The following is a 23,462-nucleotide window of genomic DNA, read 5'->3' as shown; positions in this document are numbered from 1 at the left end:
CCGGCACGCGCCATGCGTAAGGGGCACCCTCCAGGAGAGAGCCCCTTACATCGTGTCGTGTCCGCCTCAGGCCAGTCGTACGACCGCCCTGGACATACCCAGCACCTTCTGCCCGGCGCAGGTCGCCGTCAGGTCCACGCGGACGGTGTTGTCGTCGAGCTTGGCGGCGACCTTGCCGGCCACCTCGATCACGGCGCCCTGGTCGTCGTTCGGGACGACGACGGGCTTGGTGAAGCGGACGCCGTACTCGACGACCGCGCCCGGGTCGCCGGTCCAGTCGGTGACCACGCGGATCGCTTCGGCCATGGTGAACATGCCGTGCGCGATGACGTCGGGCAGGCCGACCTCCTTGGCGAACCTCTCGTTCCAGTGGATCGGGTTGAAGTCGCCGGAGGCGCCCGCGTAGCGGACGAGGGTCTCGCGGGTCACGGGGAAGGTCTGCGCGGGCAGTTCGGTGCCGACCTCGACGTCGGCGTAGGAGATCTTCGCGGTCATGGGGTCGCTCACGCCTCCTCGGCCGCGCGGGCCACCAGCTTGGTCCAGGCGGTCACGACGTGCTCGCCTGCCTCGTCGTGGACCTCGCCACGGATGTCGACGATGTCGTTGCCCGCGAGGGACTTGATCGCCTCGATGGTCGAGGTGACCGTGAGCCGGTCGCCGGCGCGGACCGGGCGGCGGTAGGCGAACTTCTGGTCGCCGTGCACCACGCGGCTGTAGTCCAGGCCGAGCTGCGGGTCCTGGACGACCTCGCCGGCGGCCTTGAAGGTGATCGCGAAGACGAAGGTCGGCGGGGCGATCACATCGGGGTGACCGAGTGCCTTGGCGGCCTCCGCGTCCGTGTACGCCGGGTTGGCGTCCCCGACCGCCTCGGCGAACTCACGGATCTTCTCCCGGCCCACCTCGTAGGGCGCGGTGGGCGGGTACGTCCGCCCCACGAAGGACTGGTCGAGCGCCATGGCTCGGTACCTCCTGGTAGCTCTACTGACCGGTACGGGTCCCTCAACGACGCGAGGCCGCCCCCGATCTCTCGGGAACGGCCTCGTGTACGAGCCTGAATTATCGCGTTTCGCGGTGCGCGGTGTGCGCGTTGCAACGCGGGCAGTGCTTCTTCATCTCAAGGCGATCCGGGTTGTTACGCCGGTTCTTCTTGGTGATGTAGTTCCGCTCCTTGCACTCCACGCAGGCCAGCGTGATCTTCGGGCGGACGTCGGTGGCAGCCACGTGAGTGCTCCTAAGACGAACGGATGGACTGATTCAACGCAAGAAAGAGTAGCCGATCGAAGGACCGACCCCGCAATCGGCTACTGTCAGTAGCGGTGACCGGACTTGAACCGGTGACACAGCGATTATGAGCCGCTTGCTCTACCGACTGAGCTACACCGCTTTGATGTGGTCCGGACCCCGTCTTGCGACGGGAGCCAGTCACACCAGAGCCCCAAAACGGAATCGAACCGTTGACCTTCTCCTTACCATGGAGACGCTCTGCCGACTGAGCTATTGGGGCGAGCGATGAAGACATTACACGCTCCGCGGCCGTTCACCCAAATCCGTTTCGAGGCACCCACCCCGGGCGCCCGGCCCGTCCTCCCGGCAGCCCCGTGGGGCACCTCCCGCCCCGCGAGCGGACCACGCCGGTACGACTATTGCGCTCCTCCCGGCCACGGACGGGAGGCCGTCCTAGGCTCGTCTCACTCTGCGTGATCACGCGTCCTCCCGCGCGCAGCCCCCGAGCCCCTGGAGTGCGATGCCCGACAGCCGGCCGCAGCCCCCACCGCCCCCGTCGTCCTCGCCCGGCCCGGCGGACCCGTCCTCGCTGCTGCTGTGCGGTGCGCGGCTCACCGACGGCCGGACCGTGGACGTACGGCTGGGCGGCGGGCGCATCGAAGCGGTCGGCACGGCCGGCAGCCTGGGAGCGGGCGGCACACGCGCGTGCCGGGCACGAGTGGACCTCGGCGGCTATCTGCTGCTGCCGGCCCCGGCCGAGCCGCACGCCCACGCCGACACGGCCCTGTCGGCCGACGCCGAAGGTCCCGTCTCCTACGAACCGCAGGACGTGCAGCGCCGGGCGACGGAGGCCGCGCTGCTCCAGCTCGGGCACGGCGCGACCGCGATGCGGGCGCACGTGCGCGTGGGCGACGTCCAGGGGCTGGGCGCGCTGACGGCCGTGCTGCAGGCGCGGCGCGCGCTGCGCGGGCTGGCGGAGCTGACGACGGTGGCGATGCCCCGGGTGCTGACCGGGGTCGCCGGCGCCGACGGCCTGGCGATGCTGCGGGACGCCGTGAAGATGGGCGCCTCGGTGGTGGGCGGGCGGCCGGACCTCGACCCGGATCCGACGGGGTACGTGGAGGCGGTCCTGGAGCTGGCCTCCGAGCACGGCTGCCCGGTCGACCTGCACACGGACGCCGGTGACCCGGCCCGGCTGGCCCGGCTCGCGGCGATGGCGGGCGGCCTGCGCCCCGGCGTGACCCTCAGCCCGTGCGGCGACCTCGGCCGGCTGCCCTCCGAGGTGGCCTCCCGGACGGCGGACCAACTCGCGGCAGCGGGAGTGGCGGTGGTGTGCCTGCCGCAGGGCGGCTGCGGCGGCGTCGACCGTCGGGGTGCGGCTCCGGTACGGCTGCTGCGGGCGGCCGGGGTGCGGGTGGCCGCCGGGAGCGGTGCACTGCGGGACGTGGCGAACCCGGTGGGGCGTGGCGACCCGCTGGAGGCGGCCTTCCTGCTGGCCTCGCGCTACGGCTTGCCGCCCGAGGAGGCGTACGACGCGGTGAGCGCGTCGGCGCGGGAGGTGCTGGGGCTGCCCGAGGTGCGGGTGGAGGCGGGCTTCCCGGCCGAGTTGCTCGCGGTGCGCGGGGAGCGGCTCGCGGGGGTGCTGTCGCTGGCGTACAGCCGGATCGTCGTGCACCAGGGGCGCGTGGTGGCGCGGACCAGCGCGGTGCGGGAGTACTGCAGTTCGGCGGCTTCGGCGGAACTGGGGCTGCCGCGGCAGGGGCGGGGTGACGCGCAGTAGAGGGGCGGGGTGACGTGCCGTAAACGGGCGGGGTGACGCGCCGTAGAGGGGCGGGGAGCGGGAGCAGGAGGAGCGTCGTAGGGCAGGGCCTGGGGTGGGGCGGGGCGAAGTGCCGGGGGCGGGTGGCGTGGTGTGGGTGAGGTCGCGCGGCGGGCGGTGGTGTCCAGGCGTACGGTCGAAGGCATGCGCATTGTCATCGCTGGTGGTCATGGTCAGATCGCGTTGCGGCTGGAGCGGCTGCTCGCCGCGCGCGGGGACGAGGTCGCGGGGATCATCCGCAAGGCCGAACAGGCCGACGATCTGCGGGAGGCCGGTGCCGAAGCGGTCGTGCTCGACCTGGAGTCGGCGTCCGTGGACGAGGTCGCGGAGCGGCTGCGGGGCGCCGACGCGGCGGTCTTCGCGGCGGGCGCGGGCCCGGGCAGCGGGGTGGACCGCAAGAACACGGTGGACAAGGCTGCGGCGATCCTCTTCGCGGACGCGGCGGTGAAGGCGGGCGTACGGCGCTTCGTGATCGTGTCGTCCATGGGCGCCGACCCGCACCACCAGGGGGACGAGATCTTCGACGTGTATCTGCGCGCCAAGGGCGAGGCGGACGCGTATGTGCGCGGTCTGAACGCCCTGGACTGGACGGTCCTGCGCCCCGGCCAGCTCACCGACGACGCCGGCACCGGTCTCGTCCGCCTGGAGGCGCGCACCGGCCGCGGCCCGATCCCGCGCGACGACGTGGCCGCCGTACTGGCGGAGCTGGTGGACACCCCCGCGACGGCCGGGCTCACTCTGGAGCTGATCAGCGGCTCGACGCCGGTGTCGGTGGCGGTGAAGTCGGTGGCTGGGAACTGACGTCGGCGGCCGGCCGTCTGACCGTGGCCGCCCGGTCGAGGTCGGCCTAGAACAGGGGAAGTTGGCCGGGGAAGTCCGGGACCGTGTAGCCGTCCAGCGAGGGCTGTTCAGGGCCGGGGCGGGCCTGGCGGCGGGAGCCCGGGCATGAGGTGAGTTCGCCGTGCTCGCGGGCGCCGGGCGGGTCGTGGCGCGCGTACCGCCCGGCGACGACGGCGATCTCGCGGCGGCACTCGGGGCAGACTCTGCGGCGGGAGGACATGGGGCAAGTGTGCCGCGCGGGCGGGCTGTACATGCCTCTCCCCTGCGGGGCTGGCCCATCGCAGGGCGCCTGATCGCGGACAACTTCGACTGGCACGCCCTGTTCTGGGTCTCCGCCGCTCTGGGTGTCGTCGCCCTCGTGCTGGTGCCGGCCCTCGTGCCGGAGTCGGAGGTGCGCACCGGCGGGCGCTTCGACCTGGTCGGAGGCATCGGCATGGCGGCCGGCCTGGTGTCCCTGCTGCTGGCCATCTCGAAGGGCGGTGACTGGGGTTGGGGCAGCGGCACCACGCTCGGCCTCTTCGCGGCGGCCGTCGTCGTGCTGCCCGCCTGGGGGTGGTGGGAGCTGCGCGTCAAGGAGCCGCTGGTCGACCTGCGGACCACCGCCCGCCGTCAGGTGCTGGTCACCAACCTGGCCTCGATCGCCGTCGGGTTCGCGATGTTCGCCATGTCCCTGGTCATTCCGCAGCTTCTGCAGTTGCCTGAGGCGACCGGCTACGGTCTAGGCAAGTCGCTGCTCGTCGCCGGTCTGACGATGGCACCCTCCGGGCTGGTCATGATGGCCACGGCTCCCGTCTCCGCCGCCCTGTCCAAGGCCAAGGGCCCGAAGACCACGCTGATGGTCGGCGCCCTCGTCGTGGCCGGCGGACACGGGCTGAACATCGTGCTGATGTCCGAGCTCTGGCACTTCGTGCTCGTCACCTGTGTCATCGGCGCCGGCATCGGCTTCACCTACGGTTCGATGCCCGCGCTGATCATGAGCGCCGTGCCGGCCTCGGAGACGGGTGCGGCGAACAGTCTCAACACGCTGATGCGGTCCATCGGTACGTCGACCGCCAGCGCGGTGGCCGGGGTGATCCTGGCGCAGCTGACGACTGACTTCGGGGGGACGCCCCTGCCGTCCCAGGAGGGGTTCAAGGTCGTCCTGGCCATCGGGGCCGGCGCCGCACTGCTCGCCTTCGCGGTCGCCTCGTTCGTTCCGGGGCAGCGGGGGGTGGGGGGCGGGGGTGACCCAGGTGGCGGAAGCCGGGGCGGCGGAAGCCGGGGTGGAGGAAGCCGGGGTGGAGGCCAGGGGTACGGAAGCCGGGGTGGCTGAACCGGCCGCTGTGGTGGCCGTGTCGGCCGCTGTGGTGGCCGAGGTGGCCGCTGTGGTTGCCGAGGTGGCGGAGGGCGGGGGTGCGGAAGTCGGGGTGGCCGAGGCGGCCGCTGTGGTTGCCGTGCCGGCCGCTGTGGTTGGCGTGCCCGTGGCAGCCGATCAGGGCGGAATTCCCGTGCGGGGCCGTGTGCTGGGGGCCGACCGGGCCGCCGTCGGCGGGGCCACGGTGACGTTGATCTCGCTCGGTGGGAAGCAGCTCGGGCGGTCGGTCGCGCGGGGTGACGGGACGTACGGCGTGGACGCTCCGGGCACCGGAACGTACGTGTTGATCGCCTCGTCGGAGGGCTACCAGCCGCAGGCCTCCACGATCGTCGTGGCCGGCGAGCAGGTGGCGTACGACGTCCTGCTGAGCGGCACCAGCGGCCTCGCCGGTGTGGTGCGGTCCCCGGACGGCGGGACACCGGTCGCCGAAGCCGTGGTCATCGTGACGGACGTGCGCGGGGAGGTGCTGGCCACCGGACTGACGGACGTCCTGGGCGAGTTCACGGTCACCGACCTCGTGCCGGGCCCGGTGACCCTCGCGGTCAACTCCCCCATGCACCGGCCACTGGCCCACGTCGTCGAGATCGGCGCGGCCGGGATCACCCGGGTCGAGCTCGAACTGCGGCCCGGCGCACAGGTGCGGGGCACGGTGCGCGGAGGGGGCGCGCCGCTGAGCGACGCGCGGGTGACCCTGGTGGACGCGGCGGGCAACGTGGTCGCCACGACGGAGACCGGTCCCGACGGGGCGTACGCCTTGTCCGACCTGGACACCGGCGCGTACACGGTCATCGCGACCGGCTACCCGCCCCGGGCGGCGTCGCTGAGGGTCCCGGGCGCGGGCGTGGGCGACCACGACATCGAACTCGCCCACGCCGGGGAGTAGGTGCGGGTGGGGTGCGTAGGGCAGTGCCCGGCTCAGTAACCGGTGGCCAGGTCCAGCGTCCACCAGGGTCCCCCGCGGCCGTGCGCGACACCGACGCCCGCGTGGATGTAACGGCAGGTCAGCATGATGTCCCGGTGCTCGGGGCTGTCGATCCAGGTGCGGACTGCGGACTCCGGGGTGCCGGGACCGGCGGCGATGTTCTCGGCGATGTAGCCGGGGTGGTAGCCGGCGTCCCGCATCCGGGCGGCCGGGCTGCTGCCGTCGCTTCCGTTGTGGGTGAGGCGCTGCTCACGGGCCATGTCGGCGCTGTGCCTTTGGGCGGCGCGGTTGAGGGCGGTGCGGAGCCGCAGGGGCCTGCAATCGGCGTGGGCGCGCTGCCGGTTGACGGCGTCGACGACCTCGGCCGCCGTATCGTCACGGACCTGGTCCGGGCGGGTGTGCGGGGAGCTGTCCCGCGGGTGGACCGGCCCGGGCGCCGGCAGGGGCCACGAGGGCGACTCCCGGTAGGGCGGCGGCATCGGCAGAGGCGGCCCGGCCCACGCGAAAAGGGTGGCTCCCAGAGCGAGCGCGGCCCTGCGCATCCCGGTCATCGTCTCCCTCTTCTTTTCCCGGCGTTCCGCTCGCTGCGTTCATCTTTCTCGGCGTGCCGCTCGCTGCGTTCTTCTTTTCCCGGCGTTCGCTCGCCGGGCGGGCGTTCTTCGCTCTGCGTGTCGCACTGAACACTGAACACCGTAATGACATCCATGCCTTTTGCCGCGCCCAGCCGTTCATTCGGGGTAACGGCACAAAGCCAACGGGCCTCTTTCAACCGCTCTCCGCAGTTGAAAGAGGCCCGTTCGCGTTGTGGGCCAGGGCGTCAGCGTACGTCGACGTAGTCGGCCGTGCTGGTGGCGACGCCGGTCGTGGAGTTGCCGTAGTACACCCAGCGGTAGTAGCCGTCGACCGAGGCGGTGACCGTGGTCTTCAGCCGTCCGGTGCTGCTGGCGGTGGCCTTCTTGAGCGTCTTGTAGCTGTCGGTGCCCTTGGCGCGGAACTGCAGGCTGACGGTACGGCCGCTGTAGGCGTCGTACTTCTTCGTGCTCCAGTTCGCCCGGGTCACCTTGCCCGTGACGGTGATCGGCTTGCCCTTGGTGACCGGCTCCGGCGAGGCGTTGGTGGTGGCCTTGGCCGCGCGCTTGAGCTGGGCGGTCGCGGACCGCGTCTCCAACTCCCCGGTCTTGAGGCCGCCGTCGGCCTTCCACAGCTTCAGCGAGACTCCGACCTTCCAGGTCGTGGCGTCGCTGTTGGAGTCGACGTGCTCCTGGCTCGGGTGCGGGTCGATGTAGAGGTTGCCCTCGCAGTGAGCGTGCTTGGAGTCGGTCTCGTAGCAGGTGTAGCTGCCCGGCTGGATGAAGTTCTCGCCTGTGTCGGCCGCCGTATTGATGCTGCCGCGGTAGAGGAAGGGGTAGGCGTCGTAACGGGAGGGGTCGGAGGTGCTGTAGCCGGAAGGCAGGGCGATGTCGAAACGGATCGGCGGCTCCACCTCCTTCGTCGTGCCGACGACGATCGGCTTGCCGTTGTTGATGACGATGCCCGACACGGTGATACCGGTATCCGCCGCCTAAGCCGCCGGCGCGTTCAGCACCGAAAGCCCCAGCGCCCCCACGAGCGTGGCCACCGCGACGGTCCGTCTGCCTGTTTTCATTCACACCTCATCAAGAGAATGCTGTTGGAAAGGGCGGCAGCTTATCTGACGCGTTCATGCCCTCCGATCGCCCGGGCCCTCGGGCCTTCGGGTCGTGAGGTCTTCGGGTGGTTGGGGCTTCGGGCCTTCGGACCCTCGGGTCGTCCGGTCGTCGGGCAGAGCCAATGCCGTGGGGCACGACGGGCCGGGTGGCCGCGTGGGTTGGTGGGGCGGACTGAAGGCCGAACGGCAGCTCTTTATGACCTTCATCACGGAAGGCCTCTCCGGCTCGGCTCTGAGCGGGGCTCGCGGGCCCGATGGGCCTTGCGCAGAGGTATTCGGCAACCTTAGAGCCCGACCGAACAGCGCCCCCAGCACAACGAAGAGACCCCCTCCGCTCTGCGTTTCCGCAGTTCGGAGGGGGTCTTCCCCAGTGTGGCGGCGCCAGGATTCGAACCTGGGAAGGCTGAGCCGGCAGATTTACAGTCTGCTCCCTTTGGCCGCTCGGGCACACCGCCGGGGTTTGCTGCCCGTCGAGCCGCTTTCCGCGGCGCTCCGTGGCAACGACGTAAACAATACCCGATGCGGAGGGGTGCTCCGCCACCCGATTGATCGGCGCTCGGAGGGCCACGGGTGGCTAGGCTTGCCGGATGCGGCCCGGGACCTGAACGGGCCCTGCGACCGCCCACGTATGCCGGTACGCACGATACGCACCCCGATACAAGGAGCCACAGGACATGGCCGACTCCAGTTTCGACATCGTCTCGAAGGTCGAGCGGCAGGAGGTCGACAACGCACTCAACCAGGCCGCCAAGGAGATCTCGCAGCGCTACGACTTCAAGGGCGTGGGTGCCTCGATCTCGTGGTCCGGTGAGCAGATCCTCATGGAGGCGAACTCCGAGGACCGGGTGAAGGCCATCCTCGACGTCTTCCAGTCCAAGCTGATCAAGCGGGGCATCTCGCTGAAGGCTCTGGAGGCGGGCGAGCCCCAGCTCTCCGGCAAGGAGTACAAGATCTTCTCGTCGATCAAGGAAGGCATCTCCCAGGAGAATGCCAAGAAGGTCGCGAAGATCATCCGCGACGAGGGCCCCAAGGGCGTGAAGGCGCAGGTGCAGGGCGAGGAGCTGCGGGTCAGCTCCAAGAACCGTGACGATCTGCAGGCCGTCATCGCCCTGCTCAAGGGCAAGGACTTCGACTTCGCCCTTCAGTTTGTGAACTACCGGTAGGTCCGGCCTTCGGGCTCCCGCCCGCACGGATACCCGGATATCCGGAGACGTTGATACCTGAATACCTGGATACGAGGAAGGGTGGGCGCCGCCGGTGCCCACCCTTCTCGGCTGCCGGTGCGGGCTGCGGGCTGCCGGTTGTCGTCGGTGGCGCGGTCGGTCGGCAGCGCGGCCGGCCAGTGGCGCGGTCAGTCGTAGTGCGGCCATCCCATTGCGCGGCTGGCCGGTAGCACGGCCAGTCGGTGGCTCGGCCGGTCGGTGGCTCGGCCGGTCGGTGGCTCGGCCGGTCGGTGGCGCGCCTAGTCGCGGGAGTTGCCGAACAGGAGCCGGTAGGCGATCAGCAGGACGAGCGATCCTCCGATCGCCGCTGCCCAGGTCGCACCGTCGTAGAAGCCCTTGGTGATCGGGTGGTCCATCCAGCGGGCCGATATCCAGCCGCCGATGAACGCGCCTGCGATGCCGATCAGGGTTGTGCCGATGAGGCCGCCCGGGTCGCGCCCCGGCAGCAGGAACTTGGCGATGGCTCCGGCCAACAGTCCCAGGACGATCCAGCTGATGATGGTCATGCCGTGAACCTGCCCTTTCACGCTGTGTCCGCACTGTCCCGGCCATGTGATCTTGCTTTCGGCCAGGCCGGCCCGGGCCGAGCCCGTGCGTCGTACGTCGGGCGCCCCGAGCATGGCCTCTTGCCCCGCACGTTCACGCCGTCCTGGTAGGCAGGACGTCCTGGCCGCATCCGCCGGTTGCACTGATCAGTAGGGTGCGACGCATGACAACCTCCGGTCCCGGACTGCGCCGCACCCTCGGCGTGGGAGACGCCGTCGTCATCGGGCTCGGCTCGATGGTGGGGGCCGGGATCTTCGCCGCTCTCGCTCCGGCCGCGCACGCGGCCGGCTCCGGGCTGCTCCTCGGGCTCGCCGTCGCCGCGGTGGTCGCGTACTGCAACGCCATGTCGTCGGCTCGTCTCGCCGCCCTGTATCCGGCCTCGGGCGGCACCTATGTATACGGGCGGGAGCGGCTAGGGGATTTCTGGGGGTATCTCGCCGGCTGGTCGTTCGTGGTCGGAAAGACGGCCTCCTGCGCGGCGATGGCGCTCACCGTGGGCACGTACGTCTGGCCCGAGCAGGCGCACGCGGTGGCGGTCGCGGCCGTGGTGGCGCTGACCGCGGTGAACTACGGCGGTGTCCAGAAGTCCGCGTGGCTGACGCGGGTGATCGTGGCATTGGTCCTGGCTCTCCTCGCTTCCGTGGTGGTCGCGTGTCTGATGTCGGGTGAGGCCGACGCCGGGCGGCTGGGCATCGGGGTCTCGGGCGGGGCAGCCGGCGTGCTGCAGGCGGCCGGTCTGCTGTTCTTCGCCTTCGCCGGGTACGCACGGATCGCGACGCTCGGCGAGGAGGTACGGGATCCGGCCCGCACCATTCCGCGCGCGATCCCCCTGGCACTGGGCATCACGCTGGTGGTGTACGCGTGTGTGGCGGTGGCCGTCCTTTCGGTACTCGGCTCGGAAGGTCTCGGGAACGCGACGGCGCCGCTTGCCGATGCGGTGCGGGCGGCCGGGGTGCCCTCGCTGGTGCCGGTGGTGAGGGTCGGGGCGGCGGTGGCCGCGATGGGCTCGCTGCTCGCGCTGATCCTCGGGGTGTCGCGGACGACGCTGGCCATGGCGCGGGACCGGCATCTTCCGGGGACCCTGGCCGCCGTGCATCCGCGGTTCCAGGTGCCGCACCGGGCGGAGCTGGCGGTGGGTGCGGTCGTCGCGGTCCTGGCCGCCACGGTGGACGTGCGGGGCGCGATCGGCTTCTCCTCCTTCGGTGTGCTGGCGTACTACGCCGTGGCCAACGCGTCGGCCTGGACTCTGTCTTCGGCGTCGGCGTCGCGGGTGGTGCCGGTGGTGGGGCTGGTCGGATGCGTGGTGCTGGCGTTCTCGCTGCCCGGGGTGTCGGTGGTCGTGGGCACCGGGGTGCTGGTGGTGGGGGCGATTGCGTATGTCGTGCGCGGGTGGATGGAGGCCGGGGCGGGGAGGGGGTAGGGCCGGCGGCCCCTCCGTTACGAGTCGGTGTGGGGTATTGGGCCGAGTCGGTGTCCGGTGTTGGGCCGAGTCGGGTCGGGGTGGGGCGGTGGGCCGAGTCGGGTCGGGGTGGGCCGAGCCCGGCCAGGCCTTCAGGAGCCTCTCGAACCGGGTTCCTCCAAGCCGCGTGGCCTGGGTCTCTTGGCGCCTTTCGCCGAGGCGGCCAACCCGGAGCGCGAAGGAGTGCTCTCCGGGAGAGTGTGGTGGGTAGTGGCCGTCATGGTGGTCGGCAACTGCTCGGTCGCGGTCATGGGTTCATCATGCGGGCCGCCGCTGACAACCGGGCGGGCCTGTGGATAACCCCAGGCCTGTGGAAAAGGGGGGAGGTCGTCGGAGGCCGGTGGCCCTTCCGTCAGCGCACCGCGAACGGCTCGTCCGTCCGCACGATGTCACGGCCGAGCGGGAACAAAGAGACGGGGATGAGCTTGAAGTTGGCGATGCCCAGCGGGATGCCGATGATGGTGAGGCACAGGGCGATGCCGGTGGCGATGTGGCCGAGGGCGAGCCACCAGCCCGCGAGCACCAGCCACAGCACGTTGCCCACGCAGGACGGCGCACCAGCGTCACGTCGCTCGATCGTCGTGTACCCGAACGGCCACAGGGCGTAGACGCCGATGCGGAAGGCCGCGATGCCGAAGGGGATGCCGATGATCGTGATGCAGAGCAGCAGGCCCGCGAGCATGTAGGCGAGGAACAGCCAGAAGCCGCTCAGCACGAGCCATATGACGTTGAGTACGGTCCTCACTGGTTCCCACCTGCCATCTTCTCGAGCCGGGCGATGCGTTCCGCCATCGGCGGGTGTGTGGAGAACATCTTGGTGAGGCCCTGACCGGGCCGAAACGGGTTGGCGATCATCATGTGACTGGCGGTCTCGATGCGCGGCTCGGGCGGCAGTGGGAGCTGCTTCGTGCCCATGTCGAGCTTGCGCAGAGCACTGGCGAGGGCGAGCGGGTCGCCGGTGAGCTGGGCGCCGGAGGCGTCCGCCTCGTATTCCCGGGAGCGGCTGATGGCCAGTTGGATGATGGAGGCGGCGAGCGGGCCCAGGATCATGATCAGCAGCATGCCGAGCAGGCCGGGGCCGTCATCGTCGTCCGAGCGTCCGATGGGGATCAGCCAGGCGAAGTTGACCAGGAACATGATGACGGAGGCGAGGGCGCCCGCAACGGACGAGATGAGGATGTCCCGGTTGTAGACGTGGCTGAGCTCGTGGCCGATGACGCCGCGCAGCTCGCGCTCGTCCAGGAGGCGCAGGATGCCGTCGGTGCAGCACACGGCGGCATTGCGCGGGTTGCGCCCCGTGGCGAAGGCGTTGGGTGCCTCCGTCGGGGAGATGTACAGGCGCGGCATGGGCTGGCGAGCCTGGGTGGAGAGCTCGCGGACCATGCGGTAAAGCGCCGGAGCCTCGAATTCGCTCACCGGGCGGGCGCGCATGGCGCGCAGTGCCAGTTTGTCGCTGTTCCAGTACGCGTACGCATTGGTGGCCAGTGCTACGACGACGGCGATGACGAGCCCCATGCGGCCGAAGAAGCTGCCGATGACGATGATGAGTGCGGACAGTCCTCCCAGGAGGACCGCTGTCCTGAGCCCGTTGTGCCGGCGGTGCACGGTACGCCCTCCTAGTGGTGCGGCAGGGGACCCTTGCTGGCTGTGTCTGCGGTGCCACTGGTGCCGCGTCTCACGTCCAGTGGACCCTCCCGTACTGGTCAACGCCAGGCGGGAGGCTCTAGTTCCCTTGCGCGTGCGGCGGCGGGTGTGGGCCGTACGGGTGACGGAGCCGGGAAGCGGCACGCGCGCGTGCCGGGCGAGTGCCCCGCACGCGCGCGGTGTACGCAGCCGGTTTGGGGGCGCCCTCTTCTTTGCAAAAGGGCCTGTGTCGGTCTGTTTCGGAAGGGCCTGGCGTCGGGCTGTTCAGAAGAGCCCGGTGTCGGTGAAGCGCAGGACCAGCTGGGGTGCGCCGGACAGGGCGACGCCGAGGACGCCGGTCAGGGCGATCGCGGCGGTGACCGGGCCGGGAACGCGGTGCTTCTCGGGTTCGCCCTCGGGGGCGCGGAAGAGCAGGGCCGTCCACTGCAGGTAGTAGAAGAGCGCGATGACGACGTTGACGGCCATGACCACGGCAAGCCAGCCGAGGCCGGCGTCGACGGCCGCCGAGAAGACGGTGACCTTGGCGAAGAGACCGATGATGCCCGGTGGCAGCCCTGCGAGGCAGAGGAGGAAGAACGCCAGGAGCAGCGCGGACAGGGGGCTGGAAGCGTACAGCCCGCGGTAGTCGGCGACCCGGTTGAGGACCTTCGTGCGGCCGACGAGCGCGGCCACGGCGAAGGCGCCGAGGTTCACGGCGCCGTACATCAGGGCGTAGGCGACGGTGGAGCCGATCGACTTCTCGGCGTCCCCGGAGTACGCGGCGGCGGCGATCGGCACCAGGAGGTAGCCGGCCTGGCCGACGGAGGACCAGGCGAGCAGGCGTACCGCGCTGTACGCGCGCGTGGCCTGCTGGCGCAGGGCTCCGGCGTTGCCCACGGTCATGGTGAGCGCGGCCAGGGCCGCCAGTGCGGGGCCCCACACGTCGGCGTACGACGGGAGGGCCACGACGGTGAGGAGGATCAGGCCGCTGAAGCCGACCGCTTTGCCGATGACCGACAGGTAGGCCGCGATCGGCAGGGGCGCGCCCACATAGGTGTCGGGCACCCAGAAGTGGAAGGGCACGGCGGCTGTCTTGAAGGCGAATCCGACGAGGGTGAGGACGACCCCGGTCTGGGCGAGCGTGTGGAACTGCCCGTCGACGTGCTGGATGCGGTCGGCGACCTGGGTGAGGTAGAGGGTGCCCGTGGTGGCGTACACGAAGCTGATGCCCATGAGGCTGACCGCGGTCGCGGTGACCGACGACAGGAAGAACTTCAGGGCCGCTTCGGAGGACTTCCGGTCGCCGTACTTGAGACCTACCAGCGCGAAGGCGGGCAGGGAGGCGACCTCCAGGGCGATGATGAGGGTCGCGAGGTCGCGGGAGGCGGGCAGGAGCGCGGCGCCGGCCGCGGAGGACAGCAGCAGGAACCAGTACTCGCCTTCGGGGAGCTCCTTGCGGGCGTCCTTCAGGGCGGTGACCGACAGGAGGGCGGCGAGGAGGGCGCCGCCGAGGACCAGGAACTGGATGACCAGGGTGAAGCGGTCGGCCGTGTAGCTGCACACGGCGGCGTCGCCGGTCAGGCAGAAGGTGCTGCGGTCGCCGTCCAGGAGGGGCAGGAGCATCGCGGTGGCGGCGGCCAGGCCCGCCACCGAGGTCCAGCCGAGCAGTGTCTTGCGGTGCTCGGCAACGAACAGGTCGGCGACGAGGACGACGAGTCCGACGACCGCCACGATGGTGGGCGGGGCGATCGCGAGCCAGTCGACGGACTGGACCAGCGAGGCGGCCAGGGGCTGGGCCGGGGAGCTCATCGGGTGCCTCCTGCGAGGAGCTGCTGGACGGCCGGGTCGCTCAGGCCGAGGAGTGCCTTGGGCCACAGGCCCGCGATGACGGTGAGGGCGACGAGCGGGGTCCACGCCGCGAACTCGTAGGACCGCACGTCGGTGAGTTTCGGGGCGCCCTGGGGCAGCGCGCCCATGCAGACGCGTCGGACCACGATCAGCAGGTACGCGGCCGTCAGCAGGGTTCCGAACGCACCGATCGCCATGAAGGTGAGGAAGGCGGGGCGGCTGAGGCCCTGCGCCGGCTGGAACGCGCCGAACAGGGCCAGCATCTCGCCCCAGAAGCCGGCGAGGCCGGGCAGACCGAGCGAGGCGACGGCGGCGAAGGCGAGCAGGCCGCCGAGGCGCGGCGCCTTGCCGTAGAGGGCGGCTCCGGTCTCCTCGGCGAGGGTGTCGAGGTCGGTGGTCCCGGTGCGGTCCTTCAAGGCGCCGACCAGGAAGAAGAGCAGGCCGGTGATGAGGCCGTGGGCGATGTTGGCGAACAGGGCGCCGTTCACGCCGGTCGGGGTCATCGTGGCGATGCCGAGCAGGACGAAGCCCATGTGGCCGACGGAGGAGTAGGCGATGAGGCGCTTGAGGTCGCCCTTCGCGCCCTGCTTGGCGAGGGCCAGGCAGGCCAGCGATCCGTAGATGATGCCGACGACGGCCAGGGCGGCGAGGTAGGGGGCGAAGGTGCGGAACCCGTCTGGCGCGACGGGCAGCAGGATCCGGACGAATCCATACGTACCCATCTTCAGCAGGACACCGGCCAGGAGGACCGAGCCGACGGTCGGCGCTGCGGTGTGGGCGTCAGGAAGCCAGCTGTGCAACGGCCACATCGGCGTCTTCACGGCGAGCCCGATCCCGATCGACAGAACGGCGATGACCTGCACGGATGTGGTGAGTGACCGGCCGTTGTCAGTGGCGAGTGCCACCATGTCGAACGTGCCCGCCTTGATTCCGATCAGGAGCAGGCCGAGCAGCATGACCACGGAGCCGAGCAGCGTGTAGAGGATGAAGCGCCACGCGGCCTGGCTCCGGCCCTCACCGCCCCAGCGGGCGATGAGGAAGTACATCGGGATGAGGACCATCTCGAAGGCGAGGAAGAACAGCACCAGGTCGAGGACGGCGAAGGTGGCGAGTGTGCCGGACTCGAGCACGAGCAGCAGGGCGACGAAAGCCTTCGGAGTCGGCCCCGCGGGCATCTTGAAGTAGGAGTAGAGCGCGCAGAGGAAGGTCAGCAGCGCGGTCAGGACCAGGAGGGGGAGAGAGATGCCGTCGATGCCGAGGTGGATGCGCACGTCGAGTGCGGGGATCCAGCTGATGTCGGTGCTGGCCTGCATCTTCGACGGCTGGTCGTGGTCGAAGCCGAGCGCGAGGACGATCGCCGCGACGAGGACCGCGCCGGTGACGGTGACACCGTGCCGGAGCACGGCCTGCTCGGGTGACTTCCCCTTCAGTCCGGGTGGGGCCGGCAGGAGAGCGGCGGCCGCGCCGAGGAGCGGCCCGACGACGACGAACGCCAGAAGGAACTGCATCACGGACTCGTTGATATCGATCACGCCTGCTCACGCTCCCGTGGTGGCGAGGACGACGGCGACCGCGAGGACGACGGTGCCGGCGAGCAGCGCGCTCACATAGGTCTGGACGTTGCCGGTCTGGGCGCGTCGTACGGCGGCGCCGAGCCAGCGGGGCAGCGCACCCGCGCCGCGGACGTAGGTCTCGACGACCTCGCGGTCGAGGAACCGGACGAGGCTCGCTCCGGCCTGGACCGGTCGGACGAAGAGGGCCGAGTACACGGCGTCCAGGTGGAAGCCGGCGGCCGCGTGCCGGTGCAGGGGGCCCAGCAGCAGGCGCCCCGGGTCGGCGGGGTCCGGCGCGTAGGCGATGTCTCCGTAAGCCGGCTCGTGCGTGGCGATGGCCTCCGCCTCCACCTTGGCGGCGTCGCCCTCCGGGTGGGCCGCGACCGCGCCGAGCGGAACACGGGCGGCGAGCGCGGCGGTGTGCCGCCAGGCGGCGTAGGTGACGATGCCGCCGACCAGGGCCACGCCGGTGCCGAGCACCGAGGTGGTCAGCGTCGGGCCGAGGTCACGGCCGTCGAACCAGTCCGGCAGCAGGCGGAACGTGAACCCTCCGAGGGCCAGGGAGGGGATGGCCAGCACCCACAGCACCACGGTCATCGTCAGCGGCTGCCGGCCGTGGTCGGGGGCTTCGATGCCCCGGCCCCGGAAGGCCAGCAGCCACAGGCGCATCGCGTAGGCGGCGGTGAGCACGGCCGCGAGGAGACCGGCGACGAGGACGATCCAGCCCGCCGCGGCGGGGGCGTGCTCGGTGTGGCCGGTGACGACGTGCTCGGCGACGCCGAGGACGGCCTCCTTGGAGAAGAAGCCGCTGAACGGCGGGATCGCGGCGAGCGCGAGCAGCGCCACGGTCATCGTCCAGTAGGCGTCGGGGACGCGGTCGCGCAGGTTCCGCATGCGGGACATCACGGCGAGCGAGTTCGTCCCTGCGGCGTGGATGATCACGCCGGCCGCGAGGAACAGCAGCGCCTTGAAGGCGCCGTGGGACAGGAGGTGGAAGACGGCGGCTCCGCGGTCGCCGACGGCGAGGGCGCCGGTCATGTAGCCGAGCTGGCCGATCGTCGAGTAAGCGAGGACGCGCTTGATGTCGTCCTGGGCGAGCGCGGCGAGTGCCGAGCCGGTCATCGTCACGGCGGCCATGACGGCGAGGACGACCATCGCTGCCTGGGAGGCTTCGAAGACCGGAAGGAGCCGGGCGATGAAGTAGACACCGGCGGCGACCATCGTCGCGGCGTGGATCAGCGCGGAGACGGGTGTCGGGCCGGCCATCGCGTCGGGGAGCCAGGTGTGCAGCGGGAACTGCGCGGACTTGCCCGCCACACCGGCGAGGAGCAGCAGGGCGATCAGCGTGGGGTGGTCGAGTCCGCCGCTCGCGACGGTGCCGAGGATCCGGGTGATGCGGAACGAGCCGGCGTCGGTGGCCAGGGCGAACAGGCCGATGAGGAAGGGGACGTCGCCGAGCTTGGTCACCAGGAAGGCTTTGAGGGAGGCGGCGCGGGCCTCCGGGGTCTCCCAGTAATGGCCGACCAGGAAGTAGGAGCAGATGCCCATGACTTCCCAGCCGACCAGCAGCACGATCAGGTCGCCGGAGTAGACGACCAGGAACATCGCGGAGGTGAACAGGGAGACGAGCGCGGCATAGGAGGGGTAGCGCGGGTCGTCGCGCAGATAGCCCGTCGAGTAGATCTGCACGCAGGAGGCGACCAGGCCGACCAGGACGGCGACGAGCGCGGCGAAGCCGTCGATGTGCAGGGCGAGCTCGATGGGCACCGAGCCGGTGGGGGTGAGTTCCGTGGCCGAGTCGACGGCCGCGCCGCCGCCCTGGCGCACGGCGACCAGCGCGGCGAGCACCAGGGAGGCGAGCGTCGGCAGGACGGCGAGCGGGCGGACGAAGCCGGGTGCCGTGCGGCCGAGGAGCAGGCCGGCGAGGGCGCCGAGGAAGGGAAGGAGGGGGACGAGGACGGCGAGGGTGGTCGTGGTCACGCGGTGGCCTCAGCCTTCTGGGCCTCGTCGGACTGCCCGGCCGTGCGGGCGCCGTGGTCAGGGTCGTCGGGATCGTGCCGCTCGGAGGTGTCGCGGAGCTTGTCGATGTCCGCTGTGCCGCGGTTGCGGTGGACGGCGAGGACGATCGCCAGGCCGATGCCGATCTCGGCTGCGGCGATGGCGATGGTGAACAGGGTGAGGGCCTGGCCGGAGTGGAGGGTCTCCTCGGCGGTCCTGCTGAGCCAGACGTCGAAGGCGACCAGGTTGAGGTTGACGGCGTTGAGCATCAGCTCGACCGACATCAGGACCAGGATCGCGTTGCGGCGGGCGAGGACGCCGTACAGGCCCGTGCAGAAGAGGAGCGCGGAGAGCACGGCGGGATAGGCGAGGTGCATCAGCGGGCACCTTCCTGTTCAGAACTCCCCGAACTTTCTGTGACTGTTCGGGAACTCTCGGTGACAGCCGAGGCGTTCATGGAGGGAGAGCTCGTCTCCGTCTTCGCCTTGCGGGACAGGACGATCGCGCCGACCAGGGCGGCGAGGAGGAGGACGGAAAGGGCCTCGAAAGGCAGGACCCAGTTCTGGAAGAGGCTGGCGCCGGTGGCCTCGGTGGAGCCGGCGGCGGGGCCGTCCAGATCGATCCAGGTCGTGCGGAACGCGTCGACGACGACCCAGACGAGGGCGGCGGCAGCGGCGAGGGCCACGGTGAGGGCGGCCCAGCGGTTGCCGGAGTCGGCGTCCGGGGAGCGGCCGATGGGGGCTCTGGTGAGCATCAGACCGAACAGGAGGAGGACGACGACGGAACCGACATAGATGAGGACCTGCACCCACGCGATGAACTCGGCGGTGAGCAGGAGGTATTCGACGGCGAGGCCGCCGAGGGTGACCACCAGCCACAGGGCGGCGTGCACCAGCTGCCGGGTGGTGACGGTGACGAGCGCGGCGCCGAAGGTCACCAGGCCGACCAGGAGGAAGGCGATCTCGGCGCCGGTCGGGGAGAGGAAGCCGTGCGGTCCGGCGGCGGCACCGGGAGTCGGGCCCGTCGCGAGAAGAGCGGCGCTCATGGCGAGGGTCATTCCGAGCCCTCCTGCCCCGGCTTCGGCTGATCGGGCTTCGGCTGCCCGGGCGTTGGCTTATCGGGCGTCCCGTCGCCCGGCGTCAGGGGGCCCGGCGCAGTGGGCCGGGGGTGTGAGTCACCCGGCATCGGGCGGTCCGGCTTCGGCTGGTCGGTCTGCTGCTTGGAGTCGCCCTGCGGCCGGGTGGGCTGCTCGGCGGCGCGGGCCTGCTCGTCGGCCTGGGGTTCGGTGGCCGGCGGGGCCTGCTGGGCGGCGAGTTTGTCGGCGGTCTTGCGGGCGGCGGCGAGTTCCTTCGGTTCCTCCGCGCCGGGGTCGAGGGCCGGCGGGGCCGGGACCGTCCACATCCACTCGCGGAGCTTGTCGCGCTCGTGCGTGAGATCCCGGATGTCGGTCTCGGCATACTCGAACTCGGGAGACCAGAACAGGGCGTCGAAAGGACAGACCTCGATGCAGATACCGCAGTACATACACAGGGAGAAGTCGATGGCGAAGCGGTCGAGGACGTTGCGGCTGCGCTCGCGGCCTCCCGGGGTCGCCGCCGGGACCGTCTCCTTGTGGGAGTCGATGTAGATGCACCAGTCGGGGCACTCGCGGGCGCACAGCATGCAGACCGTGCAGTTCTCCTCGAACAGGCCGATCACACCGCGGCTGCGGGGCGGGAGGTCGGGCTGGACGTCCGGGTACTGCGCGGTGACGGACTTCTTCGTCATCGTGCGAAGGGTGACGGCCAGGCCCTTGGCGAGGCCACTGCCGGGGATGGGGGCCATGGTTACTGGATCACCACCTTGACGATGCCGGTGAGGGCGATCTGGGCGAGGGAGAGGGGGACGAGGAGGGTCCAGGCCAGCTTCTGGAGCTGGTCCTCGCGCAGGCGGGGATAGGTGACGCGCAGCCAGATCACGAGGAAGGCGAGGACGGCGGTCTTCAGCAGGGTCCAGACCCAGCCGAGTCCGTCGGCTCCCCAGGGGCCGTGCCAGCCGCCCAGGAAGAGGACGGTGGTGAGGCCGCACAGGACGACGATTCCGGCGTACTCGGCGAGGAGGAAGAGAGCGAAGCGGAGGCCGGTGTACTCCGTGTACGCGCCGAAGATGATCTCCGAGTCGGCGACGGGCATGTCGAAGGGCGGGCGCTGGAGTTCGGCGAGGCCAGCCACGAAGAAGACGATCGCGCCGACGATCTGCCAGGGCAGCCACCACCACTCGAAGGCGTCGAGGATGCCGGGGAGGGAGACGGTGCCGGCCGCCATCGCCACCGAGGCGGCGGTCAACAGCATCGGCAGCTCGTAGGCGAGGAGCTGGGCGGCGGTCCGCAGGCCTCCGAGGAGGGAGAACTTGTTCGCGGACGCCCAGCCGGCCATGAGCGAGCCGAGGACGCCGACTCCCATGATGGCCAGGACGAAGAAGACGCCCGCGTCGATCACCTGGCCGACGGCGCCCTCGCCCGGGCCGATGGGAATGGCGAGCAGGACGAGGAGGTACGGCAGGAGGGCGACGGCGGGGGCGAGTTGGAAGATGCGGCGGTCGGCGCCCGCGGGGACGACGTCCTCCTTCTGCGCGAACTTCACGCCGTCGGCGATCAGCTGGGCCCAGCCGTGGAAGCCGCCGGCGTACATGGGGCCGAGGCGGCCCTGCATGTGGGCCATCACCTTGTGTTCGGTCTGGCCGATGACCAGAGGGAGGGTGAGGAAGACGACGAAGACGACCAGGAGTCGCAGGGCGACGTCGAGCACGTCGTTCACTGCGGGCCTCCTGCGGGGTCCTCGGGGTTGTCTAGGTTGTCTGGGTTCTCGGGGTGGTCTGGGTTCTCGTGGTTCTTGGCGTTCTTCGGGTTCTTGGGGTTCTCGAGGTTCTCGGGCTTGCTCGGGCCGGCGGCGGGCTTCACGTGGTCGTCCGTGGGCTGCGGCTCCGTCGCCGAGTCCTGGGCATCCGCGGGGTCCGTCGAGTCCGGGCTCTCGGGTGTACCCGAGGACTCGGGAGTGGCCAGGCTCTCGGGCGGGCCCGACGACACCGGCGTGGCCGGGCCCTCGGGACTACTCGACGACTCTTCGTCGAAGGCCGGGCGGGCGTGGTGCCAGGGGGCGTCGGAGGTCGGGGATGTGGAACCGGGCCTCACGGCCTCGGGGCTGGTCGCAGGGGACGCGGAGCCGGGCACCTGGGAGGCGGGGCCGCCGCGCTGCTCACTCGCCGACCCCTGCGACGCCGAGCGGTTACGCCGGGGATCCGCCGAAGCCGGAGGGGTCGACCCGCCTGGCGTGGACTGGCTCGCCGAGCCCTCAGCGGCAGAACGCGTCCGACGCGGACCAGCGGAAGCCCCCGCCCCGCCGGCCGGTGTCTCGGCACCGGCCGCGACCTGGCTCGCCGAGCCCTCCGACACCGAACGCGTCCGACGCGGACCAGCCGAAGCCCCCGCACCACCGGCCGAAGCCCCGCCGCTCGGCGCTCCCGCCCCGCCGCTCGGCGCTCCCGCCCCGCCGCTCGGAGCTTCCGCCCCGCCGCTCGGCGACCCCGCCCCGCCAGCCGGCGTCTCCGGACCGGTCGCCGTCTGGCTCGCCGAGCCCTCCGACACCGAGCGTGCGCGTCGTACCGGGCGTTCCCCCGCGGGGCGTGTGCCTCGGGTGGGGCGGTCGCCTGCGGTGCGGCCCGCGCCTCGGGTGGGGGCGGGGGGGAGTTGGCCCTTGAGGGGGCCCCATTCGTTGGGGTCGGGGACGCCGGGTGGGAGCATCTGGCGGCGCTTGGGGCCGCCGTGTTCCGACTCGCCCGGTTCCTTCGCGCCGGGCCAGGCCTTGGCGACGCGGGCGGCCAGGACGAAGTCCTTGCGCAGGGGGTGGCCTTCGAAGTTGTCGGGGAGGAGGAGGTGGTCCAGCGCCGGGTGGCCTTCGAAGGGGATGCCGAACATCTCGTGGGTCTCGCGTTCGTGCCAGGCGGCACCCGCGTAGACGCCGACGGCGGAGGGCAGGGCGGGAGTCTCGTGCGGGACCGTTGTACGGAGGAGGAGGCGTCGCAGAGGGGACAGGGCGGCGACGTGGGCGGTGACGCGGAAGCCGGTGCCTGGTTCGTCGACCGCGCTCAGCCAGTCGAAGTAGGTGCAGCCGAGCCGGTCGCGGGCGGTCTCCAGGGCGGTGATCCAGGCGGCCGGAGGTACGTCGACGGTCAGGACGTCGTAGGACTCCTCGGCCGTGGCCTCGGGGCCGAAGAGCTCCTCGGCGTCGGCGGGCAGCCAGCCGACCGCGGTCATCGTCCCTCCCCCGGCGTCGAATCAGAGCCCGGGGCGGAGCCCGGGGCGGAGCCCGAGTCGGAGTCGGCCGCGGGTGCCGGCGCCGGGGTCGGCGGCTGCACGAGGCCGCTCTGCAGCGCGGCGGCCGAGGGGTGCCCGGCCTTGCTGCCGTAGCGCTCCCCCAGTGACTCGCGGGCGATCTTCTCCTGGAGCTTGAGGATGCCCTGGAGCAGCGCCTCGGGCCGGGGCGGGCAGCCGGGGACGTAGACGTCGACGGGGATGATCTGGTCGACGCCCTTGGTGACGGAGTAGGAGTCCCAGTAGGGGCCGCCGCAGTTGCTGCACGCGCCGAAGGAGATGACGTACTTCGGCTCGGGCATCTGCTCGTAGAGGCGTTTGACGGCCGGGGCCATCTTGTCCGTGACGGTGCCGGAGACGACCATCAGGTCGGCCTGGCGCGGGCCCGGGGCGAACGGGATGACGCCGAGGCGGATGAAGTCGTGGCGGGCCATCGACGCGGCGATGAACTCGATCGCGCAGCAGGCGAGGCCGAAGTTGAAGACCCAGAGCGAGTAGCGGCGGCCCCAGTTGAGGATGACCTTCATCGGTTCGGGGGCGAGGCGGGCCAGGGCACCCAGCCGCTTGGGCTCGGGCAGCAGGACAGGCTCGGACACCGAGGGGTTCACGTCCATGCCAGGACGCCCTTCTTGTATGCGTAGAGCAGGCCGACGGCCAGGAAGCCGAGGAAGATGAACATCTCGACCAGGGTCGCCGCGCCGTAGCCGGGGGCGGCGAAGACGGTCGCCCAGGGGAACAGGAAGATCGAGTCGACGGCGAAGATCACATAGAGGAAGGCGTAGACGTAGTAGCGGACCTGGGTGTGGGCCCAGCCTTCGCCGACGGGGTCGACGCCGCACTCGTACGTCAGGAGCTTCTCGGGGGTGGGGACCACGGGCCGCAGCAGGCGGCCGGCGCCGAAGGCGACGGCGACGAACAGCACACCGACGACGGCGAGCAGTCCGACGACCGAGTAGGACTGGAAGTAGTCCGCCGCGACGACGGTCGTGGTGACGACGGTCGGTTCCGGCACGTCCGT

24 protein-coding genes, 3 tRNA genes and 1 pseudogene are annotated in these 23,462 nt (G+C 71.0%); 6 read left to right on the top strand and 22 right to left on the bottom strand.

The genetic code is table 11. The annotated features are described in order from the left end of the window. Window positions 1–66 precede the first annotated feature (66 nt). The 5 genes from IGS69_RS20865 to IGS69_RS20845 all read right to left on the bottom strand — a co-directional run bounded on the left by IGS69_RS20865 (window position 67) and on the right by IGS69_RS20845 (window position 1,504). Window positions 67–495 carry a MaoC family dehydratase gene (locus tag IGS69_RS20865; protein ID WP_190904581.1) on the bottom strand — a complete coding sequence of 143 codons (429 nt, stop codon included), beginning with the start codon at window positions 493–495 and terminating at the stop codon, window positions 67–69. A gap of 8 nt (window positions 496–503) precedes the next feature. Then, on the bottom strand, window positions 504–956 hold the full coding sequence (locus IGS69_RS20860) for a MaoC family dehydratase N-terminal domain-containing protein (protein WP_030839763.1): 453 nt from the start codon (window positions 954–956) through the stop codon (window positions 504–506). A gap of 100 nt (window positions 957–1,056) precedes the next feature. Beyond that, the gene (gene rpmG, locus IGS69_RS20855; RefSeq protein WP_003948671.1) at window positions 1,057–1,221 is read right to left on the bottom strand and encodes a 50S ribosomal protein L33; all 165 of its coding nucleotides are present in this window, start codon (window positions 1,219–1,221) and stop codon (window positions 1,057–1,059) included. 90 nt (window positions 1,222–1,311) lie between these two features. Then, window positions 1,312–1,384 (bottom strand) — tRNA-Met (locus tag IGS69_RS20850). 47 nt (window positions 1,385–1,431) lie between these two features. Then, a tRNA-Thr gene (locus tag IGS69_RS20845) sits at window positions 1,432–1,504 on the bottom strand. Between the two features lie 240 nt (window positions 1,505–1,744). Between IGS69_RS20845 and IGS69_RS20840 the strand changes: the two genes are divergently transcribed. Together IGS69_RS20840 and IGS69_RS20835 are read left to right on the top strand one after the other, a co-directional pair. Further along, the gene (locus tag IGS69_RS20840) at window positions 1,745–3,004 is read left to right on the top strand and encodes an amidohydrolase family protein (RefSeq protein ID WP_190902028.1); all 1,260 of its coding nucleotides are present in this window, start codon (window positions 1,745–1,747) and stop codon (window positions 3,002–3,004) included. 183 nt (window positions 3,005–3,187) lie between these two features. Further along, window positions 3,188–3,844, top strand: coding sequence for an NAD(P)H-binding protein (locus IGS69_RS20835; protein WP_190902026.1), 657 nt, complete (start codon window positions 3,188–3,190; stop codon window positions 3,842–3,844). 46 nt (window positions 3,845–3,890) lie between these two features. On the opposite strand, the gene IGS69_RS20830 is transcribed toward IGS69_RS20835, so the two are convergent. Next, complete coding sequence (locus IGS69_RS20830; RefSeq protein WP_030839769.1) at window positions 3,891–4,103, bottom strand: hypothetical protein; 213 nt, start codon at window positions 4,101–4,103, stop codon at window positions 3,891–3,893. 60 nt (window positions 4,104–4,163) lie between these two features. Between IGS69_RS20830 and IGS69_RS20825 the strand changes: the two are divergent. Then, window positions 4,164–5,195, top strand: a pseudogene (locus tag IGS69_RS20825) (MFS transporter); the annotation flags it as partial. Further along, complete coding sequence (locus IGS69_RS20820) at window positions 5,188–6,120, top strand: MSCRAMM family protein (RefSeq protein ID WP_385863260.1); 933 nt, start codon at window positions 5,188–5,190, stop codon at window positions 6,118–6,120. The pseudogene IGS69_RS20825 and the gene IGS69_RS20820, both read left to right, overlap by 8 nt. A 32-nt stretch (window positions 6,121–6,152) precedes the next feature. On the opposite strand, the gene IGS69_RS20815 is transcribed toward IGS69_RS20820, so the two are convergent. The 3 genes from IGS69_RS20815 to IGS69_RS20805 all read right to left on the bottom strand — a co-directional run bounded on the left by IGS69_RS20815 (window position 6,153) and on the right by IGS69_RS20805 (window position 8,301). Further along, on the bottom strand, window positions 6,153–6,710 hold the full coding sequence (locus IGS69_RS20815; RefSeq protein WP_190902024.1) for a CAP domain-containing protein: 558 nt from the start codon (window positions 6,708–6,710) through the stop codon (window positions 6,153–6,155). A gap of 266 nt (window positions 6,711–6,976) precedes the next feature. Next, window positions 6,977–7,705 (bottom strand): hypothetical protein, encoded by a 729-nt coding sequence (locus tag IGS69_RS20810; protein WP_232543784.1) that lies wholly within the window; start codon window positions 7,703–7,705, stop codon window positions 6,977–6,979. A 514-nt stretch (window positions 7,706–8,219) separates the two neighbouring features. Next, window positions 8,220–8,301 (bottom strand) — tRNA-Tyr (locus IGS69_RS20805). A gap of 219 nt (window positions 8,302–8,520) precedes the next feature. Here IGS69_RS20805 and IGS69_RS20800 point away from each other — a divergent pair. After that, window positions 8,521–9,009, top strand: coding sequence for a YajQ family cyclic di-GMP-binding protein (locus IGS69_RS20800; RefSeq protein ID WP_190902023.1), 489 nt, complete (start codon window positions 8,521–8,523; stop codon window positions 9,007–9,009). Window positions 9,010–9,308: 299 nt separating this feature from the next. Here IGS69_RS20800 and IGS69_RS20795 read toward each other — a convergent pair whose 3' ends face one another. Then, a complete protein-coding gene (locus tag IGS69_RS20795; RefSeq protein WP_190902021.1) occupies window positions 9,309–9,575 on the bottom strand; it encodes a GlsB/YeaQ/YmgE family stress response membrane protein in 267 nt (88 codons plus the stop codon). A 203-nt stretch (window positions 9,576–9,778) separates the two neighbouring features. On the opposite strand from IGS69_RS20795, the gene IGS69_RS20790 reads away from it, so the two are divergent. Continuing rightward, window positions 9,779–11,035: an APC family permease gene (locus IGS69_RS20790; protein WP_190902019.1), complete on the top strand. Its 1,257-nt coding sequence runs from the start codon at window positions 9,779–9,781 to the stop codon at window positions 11,033–11,035. 391 nt (window positions 11,036–11,426) lie between these two features. On the opposite strand, the gene IGS69_RS20785 is transcribed toward IGS69_RS20790, so the two are convergent. The 12 genes from IGS69_RS20785 to IGS69_RS20730 form a co-directional block, all read right to left on the bottom strand. Continuing rightward, window positions 11,427–11,819 carry a YccF domain-containing protein gene (locus tag IGS69_RS20785; RefSeq protein WP_190902017.1) on the bottom strand — a complete coding sequence of 131 codons (393 nt, stop codon included), beginning with the start codon at window positions 11,817–11,819 and terminating at the stop codon, window positions 11,427–11,429. Further along, window positions 11,816–12,679, bottom strand: a complete 864-nt coding sequence (htpX, locus tag IGS69_RS20780; protein ID WP_190902015.1) for a zinc metalloprotease HtpX — start codon at window positions 12,677–12,679, stop codon at window positions 11,816–11,818. The genes IGS69_RS20785 and htpX overlap by 4 nt, the downstream gene beginning before the upstream one ends. 303 nt (window positions 12,680–12,982) lie before the next feature. Continuing rightward, window positions 12,983–14,506 carry an NADH-quinone oxidoreductase subunit N gene (locus IGS69_RS20775; protein WP_190902013.1) on the bottom strand — a complete coding sequence of 508 codons (1,524 nt, stop codon included), beginning with the start codon at window positions 14,504–14,506 and terminating at the stop codon, window positions 12,983–12,985. After that, window positions 14,503–16,077: a complex I subunit 4 family protein gene (locus IGS69_RS20770; protein WP_190902011.1), complete on the bottom strand. Its 1,575-nt coding sequence runs from the start codon at window positions 16,075–16,077 to the stop codon at window positions 14,503–14,505. Before IGS69_RS20770 ends, IGS69_RS20775 begins: the two co-directional genes overlap by 4 nt. Window positions 16,078–16,083: 6 nt before the next feature. Then, entirely contained in the window at window positions 16,084–18,078 is a 1,995-nt protein-coding gene (locus IGS69_RS20765) for an NADH-quinone oxidoreductase subunit 5 family protein (protein WP_190902009.1), read from the bottom strand. Beyond that, window positions 18,075–18,473, bottom strand: a complete 399-nt coding sequence (gene nuoK / locus IGS69_RS20760) for an NADH-quinone oxidoreductase subunit NuoK (RefSeq protein WP_190902007.1) — start codon at window positions 18,471–18,473, stop codon at window positions 18,075–18,077. The genes IGS69_RS20765 and nuoK overlap by 4 nt, the downstream gene beginning before the upstream one ends. Further along, on the bottom strand, window positions 18,473–19,141 hold the full coding sequence (locus tag IGS69_RS20755; protein ID WP_190904580.1) for an NADH-quinone oxidoreductase subunit J family protein: 669 nt from the start codon (window positions 19,139–19,141) through the stop codon (window positions 18,473–18,475). Before IGS69_RS20755 ends, nuoK begins: the two co-directional genes overlap by 1 nt. Window positions 19,142–19,149: 8 nt before the next feature. Continuing rightward, the gene (locus IGS69_RS20750) at window positions 19,150–19,920 is read right to left on the bottom strand and encodes a NuoI/complex I 23 kDa subunit family protein (protein WP_190902005.1); all 771 of its coding nucleotides are present in this window, start codon (window positions 19,918–19,920) and stop codon (window positions 19,150–19,152) included. Between the two features lie 2 nt (window positions 19,921–19,922). After that, on the bottom strand, window positions 19,923–20,891 hold the full coding sequence (locus tag IGS69_RS20745) for a complex I subunit 1/NuoH family protein (RefSeq protein ID WP_190902003.1): 969 nt from the start codon (window positions 20,889–20,891) through the stop codon (window positions 19,923–19,925). Next, complete coding sequence (locus tag IGS69_RS20740; protein ID WP_190902001.1) at window positions 20,888–22,387, bottom strand: NADH-quinone oxidoreductase subunit C; 1,500 nt, start codon at window positions 22,385–22,387, stop codon at window positions 20,888–20,890. Before IGS69_RS20740 ends, IGS69_RS20745 begins: the two co-directional genes overlap by 4 nt. Continuing rightward, window positions 22,384–23,058, bottom strand: a complete 675-nt coding sequence (locus IGS69_RS20735; RefSeq protein ID WP_190901999.1) for an NADH-quinone oxidoreductase subunit B — start codon at window positions 23,056–23,058, stop codon at window positions 22,384–22,386. The genes IGS69_RS20740 and IGS69_RS20735 overlap by 4 nt, the downstream gene beginning before the upstream one ends. Beyond that, complete coding sequence (locus IGS69_RS20730; protein WP_030234112.1) at window positions 23,049–23,456, bottom strand: NADH-quinone oxidoreductase subunit A; 408 nt, start codon at window positions 23,454–23,456, stop codon at window positions 23,049–23,051. The genes IGS69_RS20735 and IGS69_RS20730 overlap by 10 nt, the downstream gene beginning before the upstream one ends. Between the last annotated feature and the right edge of the window lie 6 nt (window positions 23,457–23,462).

The organism is Streptomyces tuirus (assembly GCF_014701095.1).
In the GTDB taxonomy this organism is placed as follows: Bacteria; Actinomycetota; Actinomycetes; order Streptomycetales; family Streptomycetaceae; genus Streptomyces; species Streptomyces tuirus.
This window is presented reverse-complemented; position numbering and strand designations above follow the sequence as displayed.

Bases quoted from the DNA above. Each gene is read 5' to 3' on its own strand.
- IGS69_RS20830 (WP_030839769.1), bottom strand. From the start codon at position 4,103: ATGTCCTCCCGCCGCAGAGTCTGCCCCGAGTGCCGCCGCGAGATCGCC.
- IGS69_RS20755 (WP_190904580.1), bottom strand. From the start codon at position 19,141: ATGAGCGCCGCTCTTCTCGCGACGGGCCCGACTCCCGGTGCCGCCGCC.
- IGS69_RS20790 (WP_190902019.1), top strand. From the start codon at position 9,779: ATGACAACCTCCGGTCCCGGACTGCGCCGCACCCTCGGCGTGGGAGAC.
- nuoK (WP_190902007.1), bottom strand. From the start codon at position 18,473: ATGCACCTCGCCTATCCCGCCGTGCTCTCCGCGCTCCTCTTCTGCACG.
- IGS69_RS20750 (WP_190902005.1), bottom strand. From the start codon at position 19,920: ATGGCCCCCATCCCCGGCAGTGGCCTCGCCAAGGGCCTGGCCGTCACC.
- IGS69_RS20835 (WP_190902026.1), top strand. From the start codon at position 3,188: ATGCGCATTGTCATCGCTGGTGGTCATGGTCAGATCGCGTTGCGGCTG.
- IGS69_RS20735 (WP_190901999.1), bottom strand. From the start codon at position 23,058: ATGGACGTGAACCCCTCGGTGTCCGAGCCTGTCCTGCTGCCCGAGCCC.
- IGS69_RS20795 (WP_190902021.1), bottom strand. From the start codon at position 9,575: ATGACCATCATCAGCTGGATCGTCCTGGGACTGTTGGCCGGAGCCATC.
- IGS69_RS20860 (WP_030839763.1), bottom strand. From the start codon at position 956: ATGGCGCTCGACCAGTCCTTCGTGGGGCGGACGTACCCGCCCACCGCG.
- IGS69_RS20800 (WP_190902023.1), top strand. From the start codon at position 8,521: ATGGCCGACTCCAGTTTCGACATCGTCTCGAAGGTCGAGCGGCAGGAG.
- IGS69_RS20865 (WP_190904581.1), bottom strand. From the start codon at position 495: ATGACCGCGAAGATCTCCTACGCCGACGTCGAGGTCGGCACCGAACTG.
- IGS69_RS20775 (WP_190902013.1), bottom strand. From the start codon at position 14,506: ATGAGCTCCCCGGCCCAGCCCCTGGCCGCCTCGCTGGTCCAGTCCGTC.
- IGS69_RS20840 (WP_190902028.1), top strand. From the start codon at position 1,745: ATGCCCGACAGCCGGCCGCAGCCCCCACCGCCCCCGTCGTCCTCGCCC.
- IGS69_RS20815 (WP_190902024.1), bottom strand. From the start codon at position 6,710: ATGACCGGGATGCGCAGGGCCGCGCTCGCTCTGGGAGCCACCCTTTTC.
- IGS69_RS20740 (WP_190902001.1), bottom strand. From the start codon at position 22,387: ATGACCGCGGTCGGCTGGCTGCCCGCCGACGCCGAGGAGCTCTTCGGC.